This window comes from Streptomyces sp. NPDC107528, from assembly GCF_055639295.1.
Map to the genome: position 1 here is coordinate 356015 of NZ_JBVKAV010000010.1, position 17208 is coordinate 373222.

General features: G+C 67.4%; 13 protein-coding genes and 2 pseudogenes. 6 read left to right on the forward strand and 9 right to left on the reverse strand.

Annotation, left to right across the window (positions count from 1 at the left end; all coding sequences use genetic code 11):
• Window positions 1-130: 130 nt before the first annotated feature.
• The 3 genes and pseudogenes from ACZ7L5_RS31015 to ACZ7L5_RS31025 form a co-directional block, all read right to left on the reverse strand.
• Window positions 131-1594, reverse strand: a complete 1464-nt coding sequence (locus ACZ7L5_RS31015) for a DUF1996 domain-containing protein (RefSeq protein WP_471520752.1) — start codon at window positions 1592-1594, stop codon at window positions 131-133.
• Window positions 1595-2188: 594 nt separating this feature from the next.
• Window positions 2189-2550: pseudogene (locus tag ACZ7L5_RS31020) on the reverse strand (enoyl-CoA hydratase/isomerase family protein); the annotation flags it as partial.
• A 43-nt stretch (window positions 2551-2593) separates the two neighbouring features.
• Window positions 2594-2811: pseudogene (locus ACZ7L5_RS31025) on the reverse strand (helix-turn-helix domain-containing protein); the annotation flags it as partial.
• Here ACZ7L5_RS31025 and ACZ7L5_RS31030 point away from each other — a divergent pair.
• Window positions 2737-3036 carry a hypothetical protein gene (locus ACZ7L5_RS31030; RefSeq protein ID WP_471520914.1) on the forward strand — a complete coding sequence of 100 codons (300 nt, stop codon included), beginning with the start codon at window positions 2737-2739 and terminating at the stop codon, window positions 3034-3036. The pseudogene ACZ7L5_RS31025 and the gene ACZ7L5_RS31030 overlap by 75 nt on opposite strands.
• Window positions 3037-3349: 313 nt before the next feature.
• On the opposite strand, the gene ACZ7L5_RS31035 is transcribed toward ACZ7L5_RS31030, so the two are convergent.
• Window positions 3350-5269: a ricin-type beta-trefoil lectin domain protein gene (locus ACZ7L5_RS31035; protein WP_471520754.1), complete on the reverse strand. Its 1920-nt coding sequence runs from the start codon at window positions 5267-5269 to the stop codon at window positions 3350-3352.
• Between the two features lie 865 nt (window positions 5270-6134).
• Here ACZ7L5_RS31035 and ACZ7L5_RS31040 point away from each other — a divergent pair.
• Entirely contained in the window at window positions 6135-7931 is a 1797-nt protein-coding gene (locus ACZ7L5_RS31040) for an alpha-L-fucosidase (protein ID WP_471520756.1), read from the forward strand.
• Window positions 7932-8022: 91 nt separating this feature from the next.
• Here the strand turns inward: ACZ7L5_RS31040 and ACZ7L5_RS31045 are convergent, their stop codons facing one another.
• The 4 genes from ACZ7L5_RS31045 to ACZ7L5_RS31060 form a co-directional block, all read right to left on the reverse strand.
• The gene (locus ACZ7L5_RS31045) at window positions 8023-9135 is read right to left on the reverse strand and encodes an ABC transporter permease (RefSeq protein ID WP_471520758.1); all 1113 of its coding nucleotides are present in this window, start codon (window positions 9133-9135) and stop codon (window positions 8023-8025) included.
• A gap of 80 nt (window positions 9136-9215) precedes the next feature.
• The gene (locus tag ACZ7L5_RS31050; RefSeq protein WP_471520760.1) at window positions 9216-9914 is read right to left on the reverse strand and encodes an ABC transporter ATP-binding protein; all 699 of its coding nucleotides are present in this window, start codon (window positions 9912-9914) and stop codon (window positions 9216-9218) included.
• Window positions 9911-10942, reverse strand: a complete 1032-nt coding sequence (locus tag ACZ7L5_RS31055) for a peptidoglycan-binding protein (protein ID WP_471520762.1) — start codon at window positions 10940-10942, stop codon at window positions 9911-9913. The genes ACZ7L5_RS31050 and ACZ7L5_RS31055 overlap by 4 nt, the downstream gene beginning before the upstream one ends.
• Window positions 10943-10979: 37 nt before the next feature.
• Window positions 10980-11462: a hypothetical protein gene (locus ACZ7L5_RS31060; RefSeq protein WP_471520764.1), complete on the reverse strand. Its 483-nt coding sequence runs from the start codon at window positions 11460-11462 to the stop codon at window positions 10980-10982.
• A 268-nt stretch (window positions 11463-11730) separates the two neighbouring features.
• Between ACZ7L5_RS31060 and ACZ7L5_RS31065 the strand changes: the two genes are divergently transcribed.
• Both ACZ7L5_RS31065 and ACZ7L5_RS31070 read left to right on the forward strand, forming a co-directional pair.
• Complete coding sequence (locus ACZ7L5_RS31065) at window positions 11731-12402, forward strand: response regulator transcription factor (RefSeq protein WP_471520766.1); 672 nt, start codon at window positions 11731-11733, stop codon at window positions 12400-12402.
• Window positions 12399-13550 (forward strand): sensor histidine kinase, encoded by a 1152-nt coding sequence (locus ACZ7L5_RS31070; RefSeq protein WP_471520768.1) that lies wholly within the window; start codon window positions 12399-12401, stop codon window positions 13548-13550. The genes ACZ7L5_RS31065 and ACZ7L5_RS31070 overlap by 4 nt, the downstream gene beginning before the upstream one ends.
• Window positions 13551-13581: 31 nt before the next feature.
• Here the strand turns inward: ACZ7L5_RS31070 and ACZ7L5_RS31075 are convergent, their stop codons facing one another.
• Window positions 13582-14280: a TetR/AcrR family transcriptional regulator gene (locus ACZ7L5_RS31075; protein ID WP_471520770.1), complete on the reverse strand. Its 699-nt coding sequence runs from the start codon at window positions 14278-14280 to the stop codon at window positions 13582-13584.
• Between the two features lie 52 nt (window positions 14281-14332).
• On the opposite strand from ACZ7L5_RS31075, the gene ACZ7L5_RS31080 reads away from it, so the two are divergent.
• Window positions 14333-16042 carry a CocE/NonD family hydrolase gene (locus ACZ7L5_RS31080; protein ID WP_471520772.1) on the forward strand — a complete coding sequence of 570 codons (1710 nt, stop codon included), beginning with the start codon at window positions 14333-14335 and terminating at the stop codon, window positions 16040-16042.
• 860 nt (window positions 16043-16902) lie between these two features.
• Window positions 16903-17190, forward strand: a complete 288-nt coding sequence (locus ACZ7L5_RS31085; RefSeq protein ID WP_471520916.1) for a hypothetical protein — start codon at window positions 16903-16905, stop codon at window positions 17188-17190.
• Window positions 17191-17208: the final 18 nt, after the last annotated feature.

Sequence of the window (17208 nt, forward strand, 5' to 3'; positions counted from 1 at the left end):
CCAACCGGCAGGAGGATTATCGCCGAGGCCCGGCAACACCGCCATGTCGCACGTGAGTTACCCGCCCCCCCGGGGGGAGCAGACCCACCGCATCCCGAGGCCGGGGGAGGCGCGACGCAGGTTCAGCCGGTCATGTGCACTTCTGACCCCGGTTGATGCAGTTGGCGATCTTGCGCGCCAGGTTTCCGGTCGTGATGTTGATGAAGTCGTCGTGATCGGTGGCCGCCTTGTGCATCTGCTCGGGGAAGCCGTCCACCGCGTAGGGGTTCTTCACCTGCCCGTTGACGATGGCCGGCCGGTCGACCTTGTACACGAGACGCATCGTCAGCTGCGGGATCGCCTTGAAGCCGTTCGCGCAGTTGCCGTTCCGGTCGGTGAAGGCGACATGGGAGCGGTGGTTGGCGCTGTCGGCGTTCTTCCCGTCCCAGCAGCTCTGGAAGGCGAACGAGCGCACCACGTTGCTGCCCCGCGGGCAGATCGGGTACTGCTCGGTCAGCTGCACCCGGTCCTCGAACCCGGTGCAGCTCCAGTTCGCGTTGGCGTTCGCCAGGCCGTTGGTCGTGGTCTTGGCATCACCGGTGATGATCCGCAGGAACTGCGGCATCGGCACGACCTTGCCGTTGCGGTTGCCCACGTACCTGATCTCGACCTTCTGCGGGGTGAGGATCCGGCCGACGTTGCCTTCCTTGCCACCACCGGGCTGATTGTGGTCGAACTCCTTCGTGCCGTCCTGCACCCGGAGCACGGGCCAGTAGTAGGAGGATCTGTCGTTCTTGTTCCGGCAACTGGTCGCGCCTTGCAGGAAGTTGCTGTTGTCGGAGAACGCGTCGATCTCCTGGTTGCCGACATAGTCGTGGGTGTGATGGGCACCGTTCGTGACACCGGGCGCCACGATCACATTGTCCGAGTTGTACAGCTTGTTGGCGTTCACGCCGCATCGTGTGATGAAGGTGCCGGTGGAGGCCTTTCGGCCGTTGGCCGCCTCGGCGTGGATGTTCGGGCGGACCTTGGTGATGTCGACGAAGTCCGCCGCGGTCGGCCCGTTGCCGGCCTGCCCTCCGTTGCCGTCCTGCCGGCCACCGCCGCCGTCCTGCCGGCCACCGGTGTCGGTCTGGCCGGCGGGCACGGCGGTGCACCGGGCGAGATCGAGGAGATCTCCGGGCGCGGTACCGCCCGCCTGTGTGATCTTCACCGGGATGCGCTGAAGCACGGTCGTCCGGCTTCGCTGGAGCAGCCGGATGAGGGAATTCTCGATGAAGTCGGGGTCCTTGGCCTGTTCCTCCCCCGCAGCCGCCAGCCGCTGGTTGAAGGCGGTCGTCTGACGGTCGAGACCGGCCAGTTCCCGGTCGATGTCACCCTGGATCGCGGGAGGCACGGTCCCCAGTCTCGGTCTGACGTCCGGACAGGTGATGGCCACGATGCGATTCGATGCCGCCGTGGTCTGATTTCCGGCCCCTGTGTGGTTGGCCGACTCGTCTGCCGAGGCGTAGAAGTTCGCCCACAGCAGCCCGCCCCCACCAAGCGCCAGAGCTGCCGAGGCGGCTACCGCCTTGACGGCCAGCGGTGTACGGCGCTTTCGTGCGTTGCGCTTCATGGAACTCCTCAAGCTTCCTGGCATGCTCGCTGCGGCCCGTTCGTCGCCTGCGAGACATCCGCGATGTTCCCCGTGGCTGCTGCCTGTCCCCGATGGCGTCGGGTACGGCGAGGTCAGGCCGACCGTTCATGCCCTTTCCGGCTCCATCCGGTACGGCGACCGCCCGCTGGTCGAGCTCAGTGCTCGTCCGGCAGCCGTGGCCCGCCGGCGCCCGTCACGGCCGAGCGAGGCTGAAATCCGGGCCCTTTGAGGCACAAGGGGCCCGTGGCCTGGGGTTCCGGTCTGCTCCGGCCCTATCCGCATCCCGCTCGTGTGGTCAGGCCGGCCGTCGACGGCGGGCCGTCCGGGGGCGTTGGCGAGGCGTCGGCGAGGCGTCGGCCGGCCGGGGAATCGCTCGCCCGGCATGAGCGGTGCCGACTCCCCGGTCGTAAGGGGGCGACGCGGTCCCATGCCCTGGGGCATGAGCCTTCGCCGCGCATCGTCTCCCGCGTTCCCGCGCCGGAGCCTGCCGCCGTTCACCCCGCGGCCCCGTGCCGGAGCCGCCGGTCGCCCCGCGGCCGCGCCCGCGCCCGCGCCCCCACCCTGGGAAGCGGCGAGGTGCGACGCCAGCAAGTGCGAGTCCAGCAGCCCGGCATCGGCGGCCCGTCCGGCGCGGGCGTAGCCCGCCAGCATCCGCTTGGTCAGGACGAGCGCCTCGGGCGAGCGTCGCAGCAGCGGCTTCGTCCACGTGCCGAGGACATGGTCCAGCCGGTCCAGAGGGGCCACCCCGTGGAGGAGGCCCATCCGCTGGGCGGTGAGCGCGTCGAACCGGTCGCAGGTGAGCATGAGTTCGCGGTCCGCGCGGAGCCGGCCTCGGCGCGGATCCGCGCGGAGCCGGCCTCGGCGACGAGATGGCCCATGGCCTCGCCCCACGCGGGCGGGAGGCCCAGACCGACCTCAGGCATCCGGAACCGGCAGAGTCACGACCGGGCCTCGTGCCGGACAGCGCAGGCCGCGTGCTCACGCGAGACCGGCGGAGATGGCCCGGCGGACGGCATCGGCCCGGTCCCGGGTGTCGGCCTTGGCGAACAGGTCGCTGATGTGTGTCTTCACGGTGGCCTCACTGATGAAGAGCCATTCGGTGATGGCCTGTCGGGAAGCCCTTGTCCGATCAGAGCCAGCACTTCACGTTCACTGGCGGTGAGACCGGCGGGCAGCGCCACTTCCGGAGCGGGGGCCGTGCCCGGGTCATGCGACTCCTCGCGCAGCGCACGCACCGTCCACTGGGCCTGTTCCAGTTCTCCTTCACCCACAAGGTGCAGGTCGCCGAAGGTCTACGAGACCGCTCGGCGGTCACCGCATGGCGGGCCGAGGACAACGCTGCGACCCGGCTGCGGCACGACGAAACCCTTGCCGCCATGTGCCCAGCCGATGAGGTGTTCGCCGGCACAGCGGCGACATAACTGCGCATGGCCCGTAGGGTGTCTCGGCCCTGCTGTTGATCATCGACCAGGTGACCGTCCAGGTGACGGTGCACCACTCGACCCACACCGTCGCGACCGTAGGCGCCAGCCGTACGGAACTGCGCTGCCGGCAGCGCCTCCGGCACGAGGTTCCGGAACAGCTGACAGCCAGGCCGCCCGTCTACGACTACGGGGCGGGCGGCCATCGGGATTCGACGTGCGGTCGGCTGCCTCCTCGAGCCCGGCACCGAGCTCCCGCTGCTCGAGCTCGGCACTTCCTGGATGCCGGCAGAAGGAAGCAGGTGGTCCTCACCTACTTACGCGACCACTGCTGGAGAGCCGTCAGCGGCTCCGTGCATGCGCTCAGTTCCAGTGCGGCACCAGGCGTCGTCTGGCCGCCGCGTACGCTCAGGCACAGACCGGTGTTGTCGTGCACCAGCGCCTTGTCGGCGGCGCGGTAGGTCCACGTCTGTGCGGCTGCACCGGCGCTGTTCTCGTCGGCGCACGGTGAAAGCTGAACGCCTGTGCCCGCGACCGCTGGTGTGTCCTTCGGCACGATGCATGACCACCTCATGGCCAATTGCCCATTGGTTTTGGAGGTGACGTCCTTCGAGCTGCGTTTGTAGCTGCCGCATGTACCCGTGACGAGGTCCTTGTCCGCCACCGCGTCGTTGCCTTCCACGACGAGGCACAGGCCCGTCGCACCCGGGCTCCAGAAGGTGGTCGGAGTGACCTCGCCGTCGCCCCCGGCATAGTCGCTCTTCTTCCAGGCGTACTTGATCCGGTCGTGGAGCGACCCGTTGGTGAGGTTCAGCTGTGCTGTCGTCGTTCCGGCGCCGCTGAGCGTCGTCAGGGAGAAGCCGTCCTCCTCGCCGTAACCGGGCCAGTACAGGCCCCCCATCCCCGCTTCGCGGATGACCTCCGTCATGGCGTACATGTAGGACACGTGCATGTCCCCGTCGCGCGGACCGTTGTAGTCGATGCCGGACCGGGACCAGTCACCGAACTCCGTGACGACCGTCCGGGCCGAACAGAGGGAACCGGTTTGGCCGGAGGGGATGCCGAGGCGGCTGCGCATCGTGCTCTTCCAAGCGGAAACCGTCGTATGGAAGGACTCAAACACGCTGTACTGGTGGTAGCTCAGCACTGTGCCGTTCAGGCGCGGGTCGGCGCAGATCTCCCCGGGGTTGGTGTCGTCCTTGGTGCCGGCGACGACAACCTGGTTGCGGGGCAGTTGCGGGTACGTGTGGAGAAACTGCACCGCGAGGTCCCGCCACCCCTGACTCGTTCCGTTGGGCTCGTTCACGATGTCGGCGTAGAACCGGGGGTTGGAACCGTAGGCGTCGACGAGGGTGTCCCAGACAAGCGTGAAGTCGCTCGCCGGAATGGCGGCATACCCCCCTCCCGCGTAACCCGCCCAGAGGCCGACCATGATGTTGAGGTCCTCGTCGAGTGCGGCGTCCAGCGCGGCTCGGTAGCCGCCCCAGTTCTTCACCGTGGCAGAGTTGACGCCGAATCGTATGGTGTCGGCGCCCAGCCGCTTGAACTCACGCACGATCGGTACGGCCTTCGCATACGTCGCCGCGTAGTCGTCGGATGCGCTCAGGCCCGAGGGGACGATCGGATCCCAGCGGAAGTTGTCGCCCTTGGCCGACCAGTTCACCCCGCGTAGAGCAGCAGGTGGCTTGGCCGTGATCACATCGGGAGTGGTCCACCGTTGGTTGGGTCCGTACGTGCACGATTCGAGAGTGACTCGACTCCCGTTCGGCACGGTCCCGTCGGGCTTGGTGACGCACAGACCGCTCGCCGAGTGCACGAGGGTGTCGAACACACCGCGCGAGAACTTCGGCGTGATGCTGAGCGTCGGCGTGCTCGCAGGCTGACACGTGGCCGTCCGCACTTGGGCCCCCGCGACGAGCGCGCCGTCGGCGCTCTTCAGGCACAGTGTGTCGGACATCGAGCGAAGTTCGCCGTTGGCCCGGAACGTAAACCTCTGGTTGACCCCTGAGTTGCAGGACCACACTCCGAGGACCCCGCCGGGGCTCCAGTTCATGCCCTGAACGTCGAGGCATTGCCCTGACTCGGTGTTCACCAGGGCTACGGACTCGGCTGCTGCGGATACTTCGGCGGCCGCGGTCATGGAATCCGGCGCGATCACCTCGAAGGCGGCGCCAACGACCAACAGCCCCGCAGCCGTCGCCGCTGCCGCGGCCCGGCGGCGGACCCACCTCATCGGTGCTCTCATCTCATTCCTCTGCAGATCGGCGCCGGGGTGACCGCCGCGGTCGAAAGTTGCAAGAAATTAGCATGACTCTGATGAATTGGACCCCGTTCGGAAAATAATTATCACCACTTGGTGGCCGGAGATGCTCACCGAGTCGCCGAACACGCACCTGAGATGGGCGGACGTGCGATGCACACGCGCAGCAGTCAACGGCGCCTTCGGTTCGGCGCCTGGGCTCGCGACGCGAGCACACCCGACGACGTGGCCGTGTCCCCGGAATGCTCGCGTGGCCCGGAATGCTCGCGTGGCGATGACACTCTCGGCCATGTCCGCTCACACCGCGATGCTGCCGCGGCCTGGATGAACATGTCTCGACGGGGTGAAGCAGCCGCAGGAGCCTCCCGGGCTCGTGAGGCCGGCGAAACGCGAGGTGTCGTAGGACTGCACACCACGTGGTGACGGCACTGGTGCCGTGCCCTGGATCCCAAGCCACCGCGAAATGCTCACGGATGCTGAGCGTTACGTGCGGGAGCACGCTCGTCCGCGATGCGCGCGACATGCGAGCCACTCGGCTTGTCCGGCATCGAGCGCTGCGGTGATGCCGCGAAGGCCGTGGCGCATCGGGTTCGAGCGAGCCCGGGCGCATCGGCCCCCGGCCCCCGCCGCTCTTTGTGGTGCCGTCCGCATAGTCGTGTCCGCGCACAAGCGCAAGAAGTCGAACAGAAATCAGCATCTCGTGTTCGGCCGCCCTGGACGCTTCCGGACGCAGCGTCAGATGCTCCTGGACGTGGCGACGCGGCACGCTGATGTGCCTGCAGCTGCTTTACCGCTTGCTCTCAACTCCCCAAGCACTTCCCCTTTCTGGAGGTCACCGGTGTCCTCGGCCCATCTCACCAGACGCTCCATGATCAAAGCTGTCGCGTTGGCCGGAGGAGTCGCGGCCTTCGGGCTGCCGCAGGTCCTGTGGCCCGCGGCAGCCCAGGCGTACACCGTCCCCGCGAAGCTGAACTGGTGGTATCAAGCCCGCTTCGGCATGTTCATCCACTTCGGGTCCTACTCCCGTCTGGGCCACGGCGAGTGGGCGTTCCACAGCGAGAAATGGACCAAGGCCGACTATCAAGAACAGGTCAGCGCGCCCTTCGCCCCCACCTCCTTCAACGCCGCGACCATCGCCGAGCTGGCCGAGAAGGCCGGCATGAAGTACCTCGTGATCACCGCGAAGCATCACGAGGGCTACGCGATGTGGAACTCCGGCGTGGGCGGCTTCACCGACACCACGGGCACCCGGCGGTACAACACGTACGACTACAGCGGCCACCAGGTCGACCTGCTCGCGGCGTTGAAAACGGAGTGCGAGAGCAGGGGCGTGAAGTTCGGGCTCTACTACTCGATCCTGGACTGGAACCACCCGTCGCAGACCATCGATCACCAAGCCGTCTTCTCGACCATGGGGTCACAGGCGGCCCGCACCGGCTACATCGCCGATATGAAGGCGCAGTTGCAAGAGCTGCTGGACCGCTACGACCCAGCCCTGCTCTGGTTCGACGGCGACTGGTGCCGCGACGAGCCCACACCCACTCTCGCCCACTGGTGGACGAGGGCCGACGGCGAGGACCTGTACAACTGGCTCATCGACCGCAAGCCCGCCCTGATCGTGAACGAGCGGGTCAAGCGTGGCCTGGGCCTCGGCGACTTCCTCTGCCCCGAGGAAACGATCCCGGCGGCTCCGCTGAACCGGCCCTGGGAGACCTGCCGCACCATGAACGGAGCGTGGGGCTACAACCAGGCGTCGGAGCCGTACTACCGGTCCGTCCGAGAACTGCTCAGGGAACTTGTCACGGTTGTCTCCCGCGACGGCAACTACCTTCTCAACATCGGCCCCAAGGGCGACGGCACCGTCACCACGGGCTCTTTGAACATCCTCAACGGTTTCACCGCATGGATGGCCGCCCACGGCAGCAGCATCCACGACACCAGCGGCAGTCCGTTCGCCGCGGAGCCCGCCTGGGGCAAGGTCACCAAGACGAACGGAAAGCTGTTCGCCCATGTCTTCAACTGGCCCGCCAGCGGCGTGCTTCGGATTCCCGAGGTCCACAACACCATCAGCGGCGTGTACCTGCTGAACAACCCCTCCGTCCCCCTCTCCCACACTGTCAGCGGCGGCACCATCGACGTCACGGTGCCGGCCACCGCACCACATCCCGACGTCTCGGTGGTCTGCGTAGAAGTCAGCGGCATGCCCGAGGTCTTGAGCAACGGTGTCTACCAACTCGTGTCCGCCCACAGCGGCAAGGCCCTGGACAACGGTAACGTCACCACCGAAGGCGGCCCGGTCATCCAGTGGACCACGAACGGCGGAGCTCCCCAGCGATGGGAGGTCACCCACACGGGCCATGGCTACTACAGGCTGATCTGCGTCCGCAGCGGCAAGGCCCTGGACAACGGCAGCCTCACGACCGATGGCGGGCCCGTCATCCAGTCCGCCTCGGACGGTGCCATCGCCCAGCAGTGGGCGATCTCCTCACTGGGAGGTGGCAGGTACACACTTGTCAACCGCCACAGCGGCAAGGCCCTCGACAACGCCAGCAGGACCACCGAAGGCGGCAGGATCGTCCAGTGGACCAAGAACGGCGGCGCCCCGCAGCAATGGATTATGACCAGGACCGGCTGACTCGAGGGCCGTAACTGGCGGGGACGGTCCCGGGCGGTCCATACGCCGCTGCCCCGCACGGCGCCCAATGTGGTGCCGTGCGGGGCGGTTCTCATGCGGCTTGGAGTGCCAGGGTGGGGGAGAGGCGCGCTGCCCGCACGGCTGGATACAGGCCTGCTACGGAGCCGATGACGAGGGTGGCGGCGAAGCCGCTGCCCATGGCCCATGGCGGTACCACCCAGGGAATGCCCGACGAGAAGGCGTACATCCACGTCGCGATCGATCCGAGGACGACGCCCGCGAGCCCCCCGAGCCCGGACAGCATGAGTGCTTCACTCACGAACTGCAGCCTGATGTGCCCGCGTGTGGCGCCGAGGGACCGGCGGAGGCCGATCTCGTGCCGCCGTTCCAGCACGCTGATGATCATCGTGTTGGCGACACCCACTCCTCCGACCAGGAGCGCGACCGCACCGAGTCCCAGGAGGAGGTTGGTGAAAGCCGCCTCCGATGACGCCTTCGCTGCGAGAGCGTCGGACGGGTTGGAGACGGCCACCTTGCCGGGTTCCTTGGGGTTCGCCGTCCGGGCGAGCAGCTCTTGGACCTGCTTGACCCGGTGGTCCGCCGATCGCTCGAAGATCGTCGTCGGGTACCCGTCGAAATCGAGCAGATCCCGGGCCGCATCCCAGCCCACCATCGCGGAGCGCTCGATGTCCGGCACGAGTGGCAGTGGATCGAGGATGCCGAGCACGGTGAAGTAGCGGCCATCCATGAACACCTTCTCACCGGCCGCCGAGATACCGAGGCGCTCGGCCGCGACGTTCCCGAGCACCACAGACGGATACTTGCCGGTCGCGCCGTTCAACCACGTCCCGGAAGCCGTCGTGCCCCGCAGTGTGCCCAGTAGTGACTCGCTCGCCGCCAGGACTTTGATACCGGAAGTCAGGTCCGGGTCGATGTGCTCGTTCCGGTAGATCGACGCCTTGGTCTCTCCGACGGAGCCCACGTGCTCGACACCTTTGATCTGTTTGATCATCGAGGGCGCCTCCTTGGGCAACTTGGGCTCCTCACCCCCGAACGACTGCCCCGGCGTGATCCGCAGCATGTTCGTGCCCAGCTTGTCCAACTGGCGCATCAGGTCGGCCTTGGAGGACTCGGAGATCCCGACGACACTGATCATCGTGGCGATGCCGAGGGCGATACCGAGCGCGGAGAGAATGACGCGCATCGGGCGCCCCCGCAGGCCCGCCGAACCTACCTGCCAGGCGTCCAGTCCCGACAGCCGCGCCGGCGACAGCCGACGCGCCCTCACAGCGCACCCGCCAGGGCCGTGTCCATGACGATCTGCCCGTCGTGCAGGGCGACCTGACGCGGCAGATTCGCGGCAAGATCACGGTCATGGGTGATGACAGCGATGGTCGCCCCGTCCTGATGCAGATCGTGCAACAGCTCCATGACCTGCTCACCGGATTGTGAGTCCAGAGCGCCGGTCGGCTCGTCCGCGAGGAGCAGATCGGGCTCTCCGGCGACGGCGCGGGCGATCGCGACGCGCTGCTTCTGCCCACCTGACAGCTCATGCGGCCGGTGCTGCATCCGTTCCTCGAGACCGACCCGCGCAAGGGCCTGCGCGGCCCTTTCCCTGCGGACGGATCGGCTCAGCCCCGAGTACCGCAGGCCTTCCATCACATTGCCCAGTGCGGTCAGCGCAGGGACGAGGTGAAAGGCCTGGAAGACGAAGCCGATGTGCCGCGAGCGCAGCGCCGACAATTCCCGGTCCTTCAGGGCGCTGATGTCGTGGCCCGCTATGCGCACCGTCCCGGATGTGGGCTTGTCCAGTGTGCCCACGATGTGCAGGAGCGTCGACTTTCCCGACCCGGACGGGCCGACGATCGCCAGCAGCTCGGACCGACCGATGGTGAGGTCCACCCCGCCGAGTGCGGTCACCCCACCGGGGTAGAGCTTGGCTACCTGGTGCAGGGCGACGACCGGTTCTGACGCGGACGTCATTTCTTCGGCACCCCGACCTTCATTCCGGCCCGCAACCCTTCACCGCTGACCTCCACGCGACCGTTTGCGAACAGCCCCAGCTTCACGGATACCTCCCGCACCCGGTCGTTCTCGACCACTTGGATCCCGAACCCGCCCGCTTGGAGCGCCACCAGTGCTTCCACCGGGACGGACAGGACGTTCTTGCGCTTCTCACCGGCAAGGTGCACGGTCACGGGCGCCTCATCGACGCCGGTCACCTTCGTCTTCTTGTCGAACTCGACGGTCAGGCTCACCGTTGGAGCCTGGGCCTGCTGCTCCTTGGCGGCGACCTTGCCGATCGTCGAGACCTGGCCTTCAACCGTCTTACCGTCCGGCAGATCCACCTTCACCGGGTCACCGGCCTCGACGCGCGCGGCCTCCTCCACCTCCAGGTCGAACTTGACGATCTTGCCCGATCCGGTGGTGTCCAGCACTGGTGTGCCGGGCTGCAGCACGGCACCGGTCGACGTCTTCGCGGCTGCCACGCGTAGCGCGCCCGGTGCGAAGGTCACCTGCTCTGGAGTGATCTCACCGGTCTGCTTGAACCCGTGTGTCTTCTGCCAGGCCTTGGCAGCCGCTTTTGTGCCGGATGTGAACTCGTCGTCCGGGGCGATTCCGTTTCCGAGCCCGAGAGCGATGAGGTTCTGTTTGAGCTGCGCCACGTCGGGGCCCTCGTCACCCTCCTTGAGCGAGCGGGACATGGGCCGCTTCCCATAAAAGAGGTAGACCGGTCCATTGCCGATCTCATACACCTTGTCGTCCCTGCCGATGTCGGCGCCGGTGGAGGGCAGCCACGTCACCACACCCGAGCCACCCGCGTTGAGTGTGCGTTTCCCGGTGAAACCGAGTGTTCCGCTCACCTGCGACGTGACCTGCAAGTCCCCCTGTGTCAGGGTCGCCGTCGCGGGCGGCAGGTCCGCGTCCTGCACCCCGCTCGATGAACCGCTGCCACCATCCAGGGTGACCGCGCCGAGCCCGCCGACGGTAGCGAGCACACCGGCCGCCACTGCCGCCACAATCAGTTTGCGCCTCATCACGGTCGCCTCAGCCCTGAATCTTGGACTGGCACTTGGCGTCCGCGTCCTTGACCTTGGGGTCGTTCTCCGGGCTCGTCTCGAACTGCGCCCCGCCGTTCTCGAACTTGGGGTCCGCGAAGTCCAAACCCTGGTCACGCATGCATTGGGCGTAGTCGAGCAGCATTTGCTGCGTCTTCTCATCCATCTCCGTCACATCGCCGGGCCCGCTCGAATCCAGACCGCACTCCTTGTTCACCTTGTTCTTCTCGGCGTCGGTCATGTCGCCGTACTGAAGACCGCGCATGCCGTCAGCCTCGTCGCCACTGAACGTCACGCCGTGCTTCTTCAGGCATTCCTCGACCTTGAGCTGATCGTCCTGTGCCTTGCCGTCGGACGACGTGCCGCCGGAGCCTGACGATCCATTCGAGGACGTGTCGCTGCCACCGTCTGATGAGCATCCCGTCACCATCAGGGCCAGTAGGGACAGCCCGGTGAGGGCGAACATCTGCATACGGTTCTTCTTCACGGGAGAGCCTCTCGGTCGCACCGGATCGGATGCCGAGAACCGTGGCCTGCGCTGACGTCTCTTCGCTCGAACAGCCGGTGTTACGGCCACGAGACGCCGGACTGAGGTACACCTGGCGTGCCCTACGCGACTACGCAGGACCAGCACCCCATGGCTGTGAAGCCGCGACTGTCAAGCGAATCGTCGCAGTCTGATGAGACGGAATGCCGTCTGACCAGACGGAATGCCCACGTCCCCTGCCACGGAGGAGCACATGCGCGTGCTGGTCGTCGAAGACGATGTCTTTCTCGCCAAGATGATCGCCGATGGCCTGCGCCGCGATGCGCTCGCCGTCGACACGGCCGCCGACGGCCTCGAAGCGATGCGAAAGCTTCAGTTCGGTGCTTACGAGGTGATGATCCTCGATCGAGACCTTCCCCGACTGCACGGCGACGAAGTCTGCCGGCGCGTCGTCGCCCAGAAGCTCCCCACCCGCATCCTCATGCTCACCGCGTCTGTGGACTTGCACGAGAAGGTGCAGGGGTTCGGACTCGGCGCCGACGACTACCTGGGCAAGCCCTTCGCCTATGACGAACTCCTGGTCCGCGTCCTTGCCCTCGGCCGGCGCACCCAGCCCGCCCTCCCGCCCGTCCTGACGTTCGGAGGCATCCGGCTCGACACCACCAGCCGCCAGGTCACCCGCGACGGCCAGAACCTCTTCCTGACACGCAAGGAGTTCGCCGTCCTCGAAACCCTCATGCGCGCCGGCGGCGCCATCGTGTCCCGGGACGACCTGGTCGAGGCGGTCTGGCCCGAAGAGATCGGCTACGACACCAACGCCACCCGCGTCACCCTCTCCCGCCTGCGAATCAAGCTGGGCGAGCCGGCCGTCATCGAGACGGTGCCCGGCCTCGGCTACCGCATCGCCACCGGGATGCGCACGTGAACCGCGTCCGCGCGGCCGCGTGTTCTCTCGCAGGGGAGCGCGGACGTCTCACCGCCCTGTACGCGGGCATGCTCCTCATCGCGGGCGGCGGACTCATCACGCTGATCTATGTCCTGGTGCAGCAGGGCCTGAGAGCGTCCATCAGTGGTGCTGTCACCCGTCAGACCACTGACATTCCGCATCCGCAGCCGTCACGCGGCGCAATAGACGATGGGCCGCCTCCGCCCGGAGCGCACAACCTCACGTCCAGCATCGAACAGGCCACTCTCCACCGTCTGCTCATCGTCTCGCTCGTCGCGCTCGCCTTCTTCGCGGTGATCTCCGTCGCCCTTGCCTGGTGGATGGCCGGCCGTGTCCTGCACCCGGTCTCGGTCATCGCGCGCACGGCACGTCGTCTCTCCGGCACAACCCTCCACGAACGGATCGCTCTCGATGCCCCGCCCGGCGAGTTGAAAGAGCTGGCGGACACCTTCGACGGCATGCTGGACCGCATCGAGGAACTGCTCGCGGCTCAGCGCCGATTCGCCGCCAACGCCGCACACGAACTGCGCACTCCCGTGGCCAGGCAGCGCGCCGCAGCCGAGATCGGGCTCGCTGGTCACCCCGACGAGAAGCAGATCGCGTACGTCCGCCACGAGCTGATCCAGTCCAGTGAACACAGCCAAGCACTGATTGACGGGCTCCTGCTGCTCGCAAGATCGGAGCGGGGACTTGAGACGCGGCAATCGGTTGCACTGCACGAAGTCGCTGCGAACGTAGTGCGGCAGTCGGCCGACGACGCAACCCTGCATCGCGTCACGGTTCACGTCGAGGCGGGGCCACTCACGGTCGCCGGCGACCCCCGCCTCCTGGAACGGCTGGTCCACAACCTCGTCAACAACGCGATCCGCTACAACGTGCCCGGCGGGCACGTCCTGGTTCACACCGGGCGCGACGGGCTAGCTGTCACCAATACCGGGCCCACCATTGCCGCAGATGCGGTGGAGGGCCTTTTCGAGCCCTTTCACCGCTTGACCGAACGCCAGCAAGCACCAGGTGAGGGCGTCGGGCTCGGGTTGTCCATCGTCGCGGCCATCGCACGTGCTCACCACAGCCGCATCCATGCCGAGCCGAACCCAGGCGGCGGGCTGACCGTGCGCCTCGGATGACCGCGCCCGGTGCAGGCCTCATTTCTTCGTGTCAAGGGCGTCGCAGGAGCGCTGCCGTCAGTGTCGAACGGACCCACTGCTCCAGTTCGTCGTGCGTCATGCCGGCTCGCCGGACCAGTAGTTCGTAGGACTCCGGGCTGGCGATGACCCAAGCGGTGTCGGCGGCCTGAGTTGTGCTCAGTCCAGGGCGAAGGCTGTCGGCGGGCATGGCGTCCATGAGCGCCTGGAAGGCCTCACGGCGGGTCTGCTGAAGTTGCTGCCAGTCCGCGGCGATGTCGGTATCGGTCGCGGCGGCGTCCCGGTAGGTCTGCCATGCCGAGGCGGCTCGCTCGGCAAGGACGCGGTAGCGGTGGGCCACGTGAGCGAGGAACCGTTCGGGATCAGCCGCGTCGTCGGCGGTGATCGAGCCGAGGAGAGGTTCGTGCAGATCGCGGCCGCTCACGAATCCCGCCTCGTGGTCGGTGACCGCGGTCTCCAGCACGGCCCGCAAGACGGCCCTCTTGCTCCCCCAGGCGTGGTAGACGGTCTGGACGGCGACATCGGCTCGGGCGGCGATGCGGGCCACGGTGGCCTTGGCGTACCCGCGCTCGGCGAATTCCGCTGTCGCGGCGGACAGGACGCGCCGACGCGTCTCGCGGCGCGTGACGGCCCCGGCTTCCTGCTGCCGGCTGACGCGCCTCGTGGGCTTGTCCGGCGGGTTCCGGTTGACTTCCGGCTCTTCCCTCGTCATGGTTTGGAATAGTACTACAAACCTTTGTAGTCGTACTCTAAGGAGGCGGAGCATGGGTACGAACCACGACGACGCGGCTGGTCACGACAAGCCCTGGCACAGGCCCGGGCGAGCGCGCTACGCCGCCGCCCGCGTCCGCGGAATGCTGAGGCCGTCGTTCTCGGTGTACCGGCCCGAGCCCGGAAGCATCGTCATCGAAAACGATCAGCAGGTCGTCACCAGAGATGGCACCGTCCTCCGCGTCAACGTCTACCGCCCCCGGAGCGAGGAACCGGTGCCGGTCGTCATGGCGACCCACCCCTACGGCAAGGACAAGCTCCCGAAGTTCACTCGCGCGGGCCGGTGGAAGGTCTCACCCCAATACCGGATCCTGCGTCAGACGGGGACTGTCCGGTTCTCTTCGCTCACGAGCTGGGAGGCGCCGGACCCTGCATGGTGGGTCCGCCAGGGCTACGCCGTGGTCAACTGCGACCTTCGCGGCGCCGGCACCTCCGACGGCGTCGGATCACTGATGTCCCAGCAGGAAGGCGAAGACATCCATGACCTCGTCGAGTGGTCGGGAGCGCAGCCGTGGAGCAACGGCTCCGTCGGACTGCTCGGGGTCTCCTATCTGGCGCTGTCCCAGTGGAGGGCCGCCGCGACCCGTCCCCCTTCTCTGAAGGCGATTGCACCGTGGGAGGGGTTCAGCAACGCCTATCGGGGCCTGCTCCGCCCCGGCGGCGTGCCCGAGGTCGGCTTCCTCAAGCTCTGGAACCTCGGTATGAAAAAGACGCGCCAGACGTACTCCCTCCAGACGGAGAGCGCACAGCGACCGGTGATCGATGACTGGTGGCTTTCGCTGGACCCGGACCTGGCCATGATCAACGTGCCGGCACTGATCTGCGGCAGCTTTTCCGACAACAACCTGCACAGCCGCGGTTCCATCGCAGGATTCGAGAAGATCAGTTCCACCGAGAAGCACCTCTACACCCATCGTGGCGGCAAGTGGGCCACGTTCTACAGCGACGAGGCCCGGACCGCACAGCTCCAGTTCTTCGACCGTCATCTGCGTGGTCGAGACGTCCCGTCCTTGCCTCGCGTCCGGCTCGAAGTACGTGACCGCGCCGACCACATCGCGCAGGTGCGCGAAGAATCAGCCTGGCCGCTGGAACGCACCCAGTGGACACCGCGCTACCTCGGCGCAGACGGACTCACTGCGAGCCCCTCGCAGAGCGGATCGATCTCCTTCGACGTCCGCCGCGGCGCAGCACGGTTCGGCTGGACGGTTCCCGAGGACCTCGAGGTGACCGGGCCCATGTCGCTGCGCCTGTACGTCGAGATGTACGGCGCGGACGACATGGACCTGGTGGTGGGTGTCGAGAAGTGGAACCGTGGCCGGTTCGTCGGCTTCGAAGGCTCCTATGGGTACGGCCGCGACCGCGTGACCACGGGTTGGCAGAACCTCGCGCTGCGCGAACTCGATCCCCAGCAGTCGCGCCCCTTCGAACCCGTTCCCGCCTGCCTCACCCGCAAGCCGGTAGCGGCAGGCCAGATCGTCCCCGTCGACATCGCCCTCGGCGCCTCCTCCACCCTGTTCCACGCGGGCGATCAGCTGCGCCTCGTGGTGGCCGGCCGATGGCTCTCCCCCCGCAACCCCATCACCGGCCAGTTCCCTGCCGCCTACCGGACCCGTCGCCAGGGAAGCTGCAGGCTGCACTGGGGGCCCGACCACCGGGCGCACCTGCTGCTTCCGATCATTCCGGAGCAGTCGCCGGGGCGGTGATACCGCTTCCATGGAGGAACTCGCCCGGATCGTGCCGCACTTAGGGTGGGCGACTGTCTCCTCGAAGTGAAGAGCCCAGATAGGGCGTGCACACCCCGTCCCTTGGCGTACTAGACGCCGCCGAGGCTGATCGCCGGGCCGTCGTCGGACCGTCGTCGGCCCGTCTGCTTGCTGTGCTGCGGTCGCATTCTAGGCTCCCATCCGTTAGTCGCGGACACTCAGTCCAGAGCGCTCAGACGAGCGTCGCCCATAGGCGGCATAGGCAGGGCGGCGACGGTCGTCACGGTATGCGCGCGCTGAAACGCAGGGTGCTCCCGCCGTAGGTCGCCATGGCGTCGGCGCACAGGAGGAACGACGTGTCAGGGTCGCGTTCGACGGTGTCGTCACGTCCCAGGGGCACGGTGAAACGAGCCGCCTGTGACGAGTTGGCTCTGCGGGGGGGGCAATGGCGCGTAACTGCCAGCCAACTGAGGCGGACGCGTTCCCGAAGGCGGCCCGCACGGTGAAGGCCTTGTCGCGCGCCGCGCGCCCGGGGCCGGACGCGAGGACGCGTGCCCTGCAAACTGTTCCACCAGCAGGATCGCGATGCGTCGGTCGGTCAGGGAGCGCACGATGGGCAGGAGCCGGCCACCACGATCGGTGCGAGACCCAGGCTCAACTCGGCGAGCAGCAGGAGCCGAGTTGCCCGTCTTGGCCGCTGGAGACAGCAAGGCGCGGGCGAGAACGAGCATCTGTTGCCCGCCGCCCGACAGCCACTGCAAGCAGGAGGGGGGAAGGGGTCCGGTTCGAGCTGTTCCTCGCTCCACGGCGTTGCGTGGGGGCCGGCCTGGGCGCAGGGGCTGTTCACGCTGATCCTGACCATGGCGTTCGCGCAGCTGTCGGGGACCGTCCCGGACCTGCAGTTGTTCTACATCCTCGCCTGCTTCCCGCCCTACGCGCCGGACACCCTGCCCCAGCGCCTGGCCGGTGTGGCCGTCGGCATGACGCTGCTGTGCTGTGTGAGTGGCGCTGCCGGACCCGGAGGAGCCGTCGGCCGGCGGGCGGGTCGCCGACGCTCTCGATCTCGCGGCCCGCGCGGCCTTGCCGCCACCGCCCCCGGCGGTGACGATCTCCACAACTGGTGTCGAGGACGAGTCCGGGGCCGGTGAAGTATCCGGCGTAGCTGT

What these genes read in the sequence shown, in the direction of transcription:
- ACZ7L5_RS31015 (WP_471520752.1), bottom strand. Translation starts at nt 1,594, where the DNA reads ATGAAGCGCAACGCACGAAAGCGCCGTACACCGCTGGCCGTCAAGGCG.
- ACZ7L5_RS31035 (WP_471520754.1), bottom strand. Translation starts at nt 5,269, where the DNA reads ATGAGGTGGGTCCGCCGCCGGGCCGCGGCAGCGGCGACGGCTGCGGGG.
- ACZ7L5_RS31045 (WP_471520758.1), bottom strand. Translation starts at nt 9,135, where the DNA reads ATGCGCGTCATTCTCTCCGCGCTCGGTATCGCCCTCGGCATCGCCACG.
- ACZ7L5_RS31050 (WP_471520760.1), bottom strand. Translation starts at nt 9,914, where the DNA reads ATGACGTCCGCGTCAGAACCGGTCGTCGCCCTGCACCAGGTAGCCAAG.
- ACZ7L5_RS31060 (WP_471520764.1), bottom strand. Translation starts at nt 11,462, where the DNA reads ATGCAGATGTTCGCCCTCACCGGGCTGTCCCTACTGGCCCTGATGGTG.
- ACZ7L5_RS31065 (WP_471520766.1), top strand. Translation starts at nt 11,731, where the DNA reads ATGCGCGTGCTGGTCGTCGAAGACGATGTCTTTCTCGCCAAGATGATC.
- ACZ7L5_RS31075 (WP_471520770.1), bottom strand. Translation starts at nt 14,280, where the DNA reads ATGACGAGGGAAGAGCCGGAAGTCAACCGGAACCCGCCGGACAAGCCC.
- ACZ7L5_RS31080 (WP_471520772.1), top strand. Translation starts at nt 14,333, where the DNA reads ATGGGTACGAACCACGACGACGCGGCTGGTCACGACAAGCCCTGGCAC.
- ACZ7L5_RS31085 (WP_471520916.1), top strand. Translation starts at nt 16,903, where the DNA reads ATGGCGTTCGCGCAGCTGTCGGGGACCGTCCCGGACCTGCAGTTGTTC.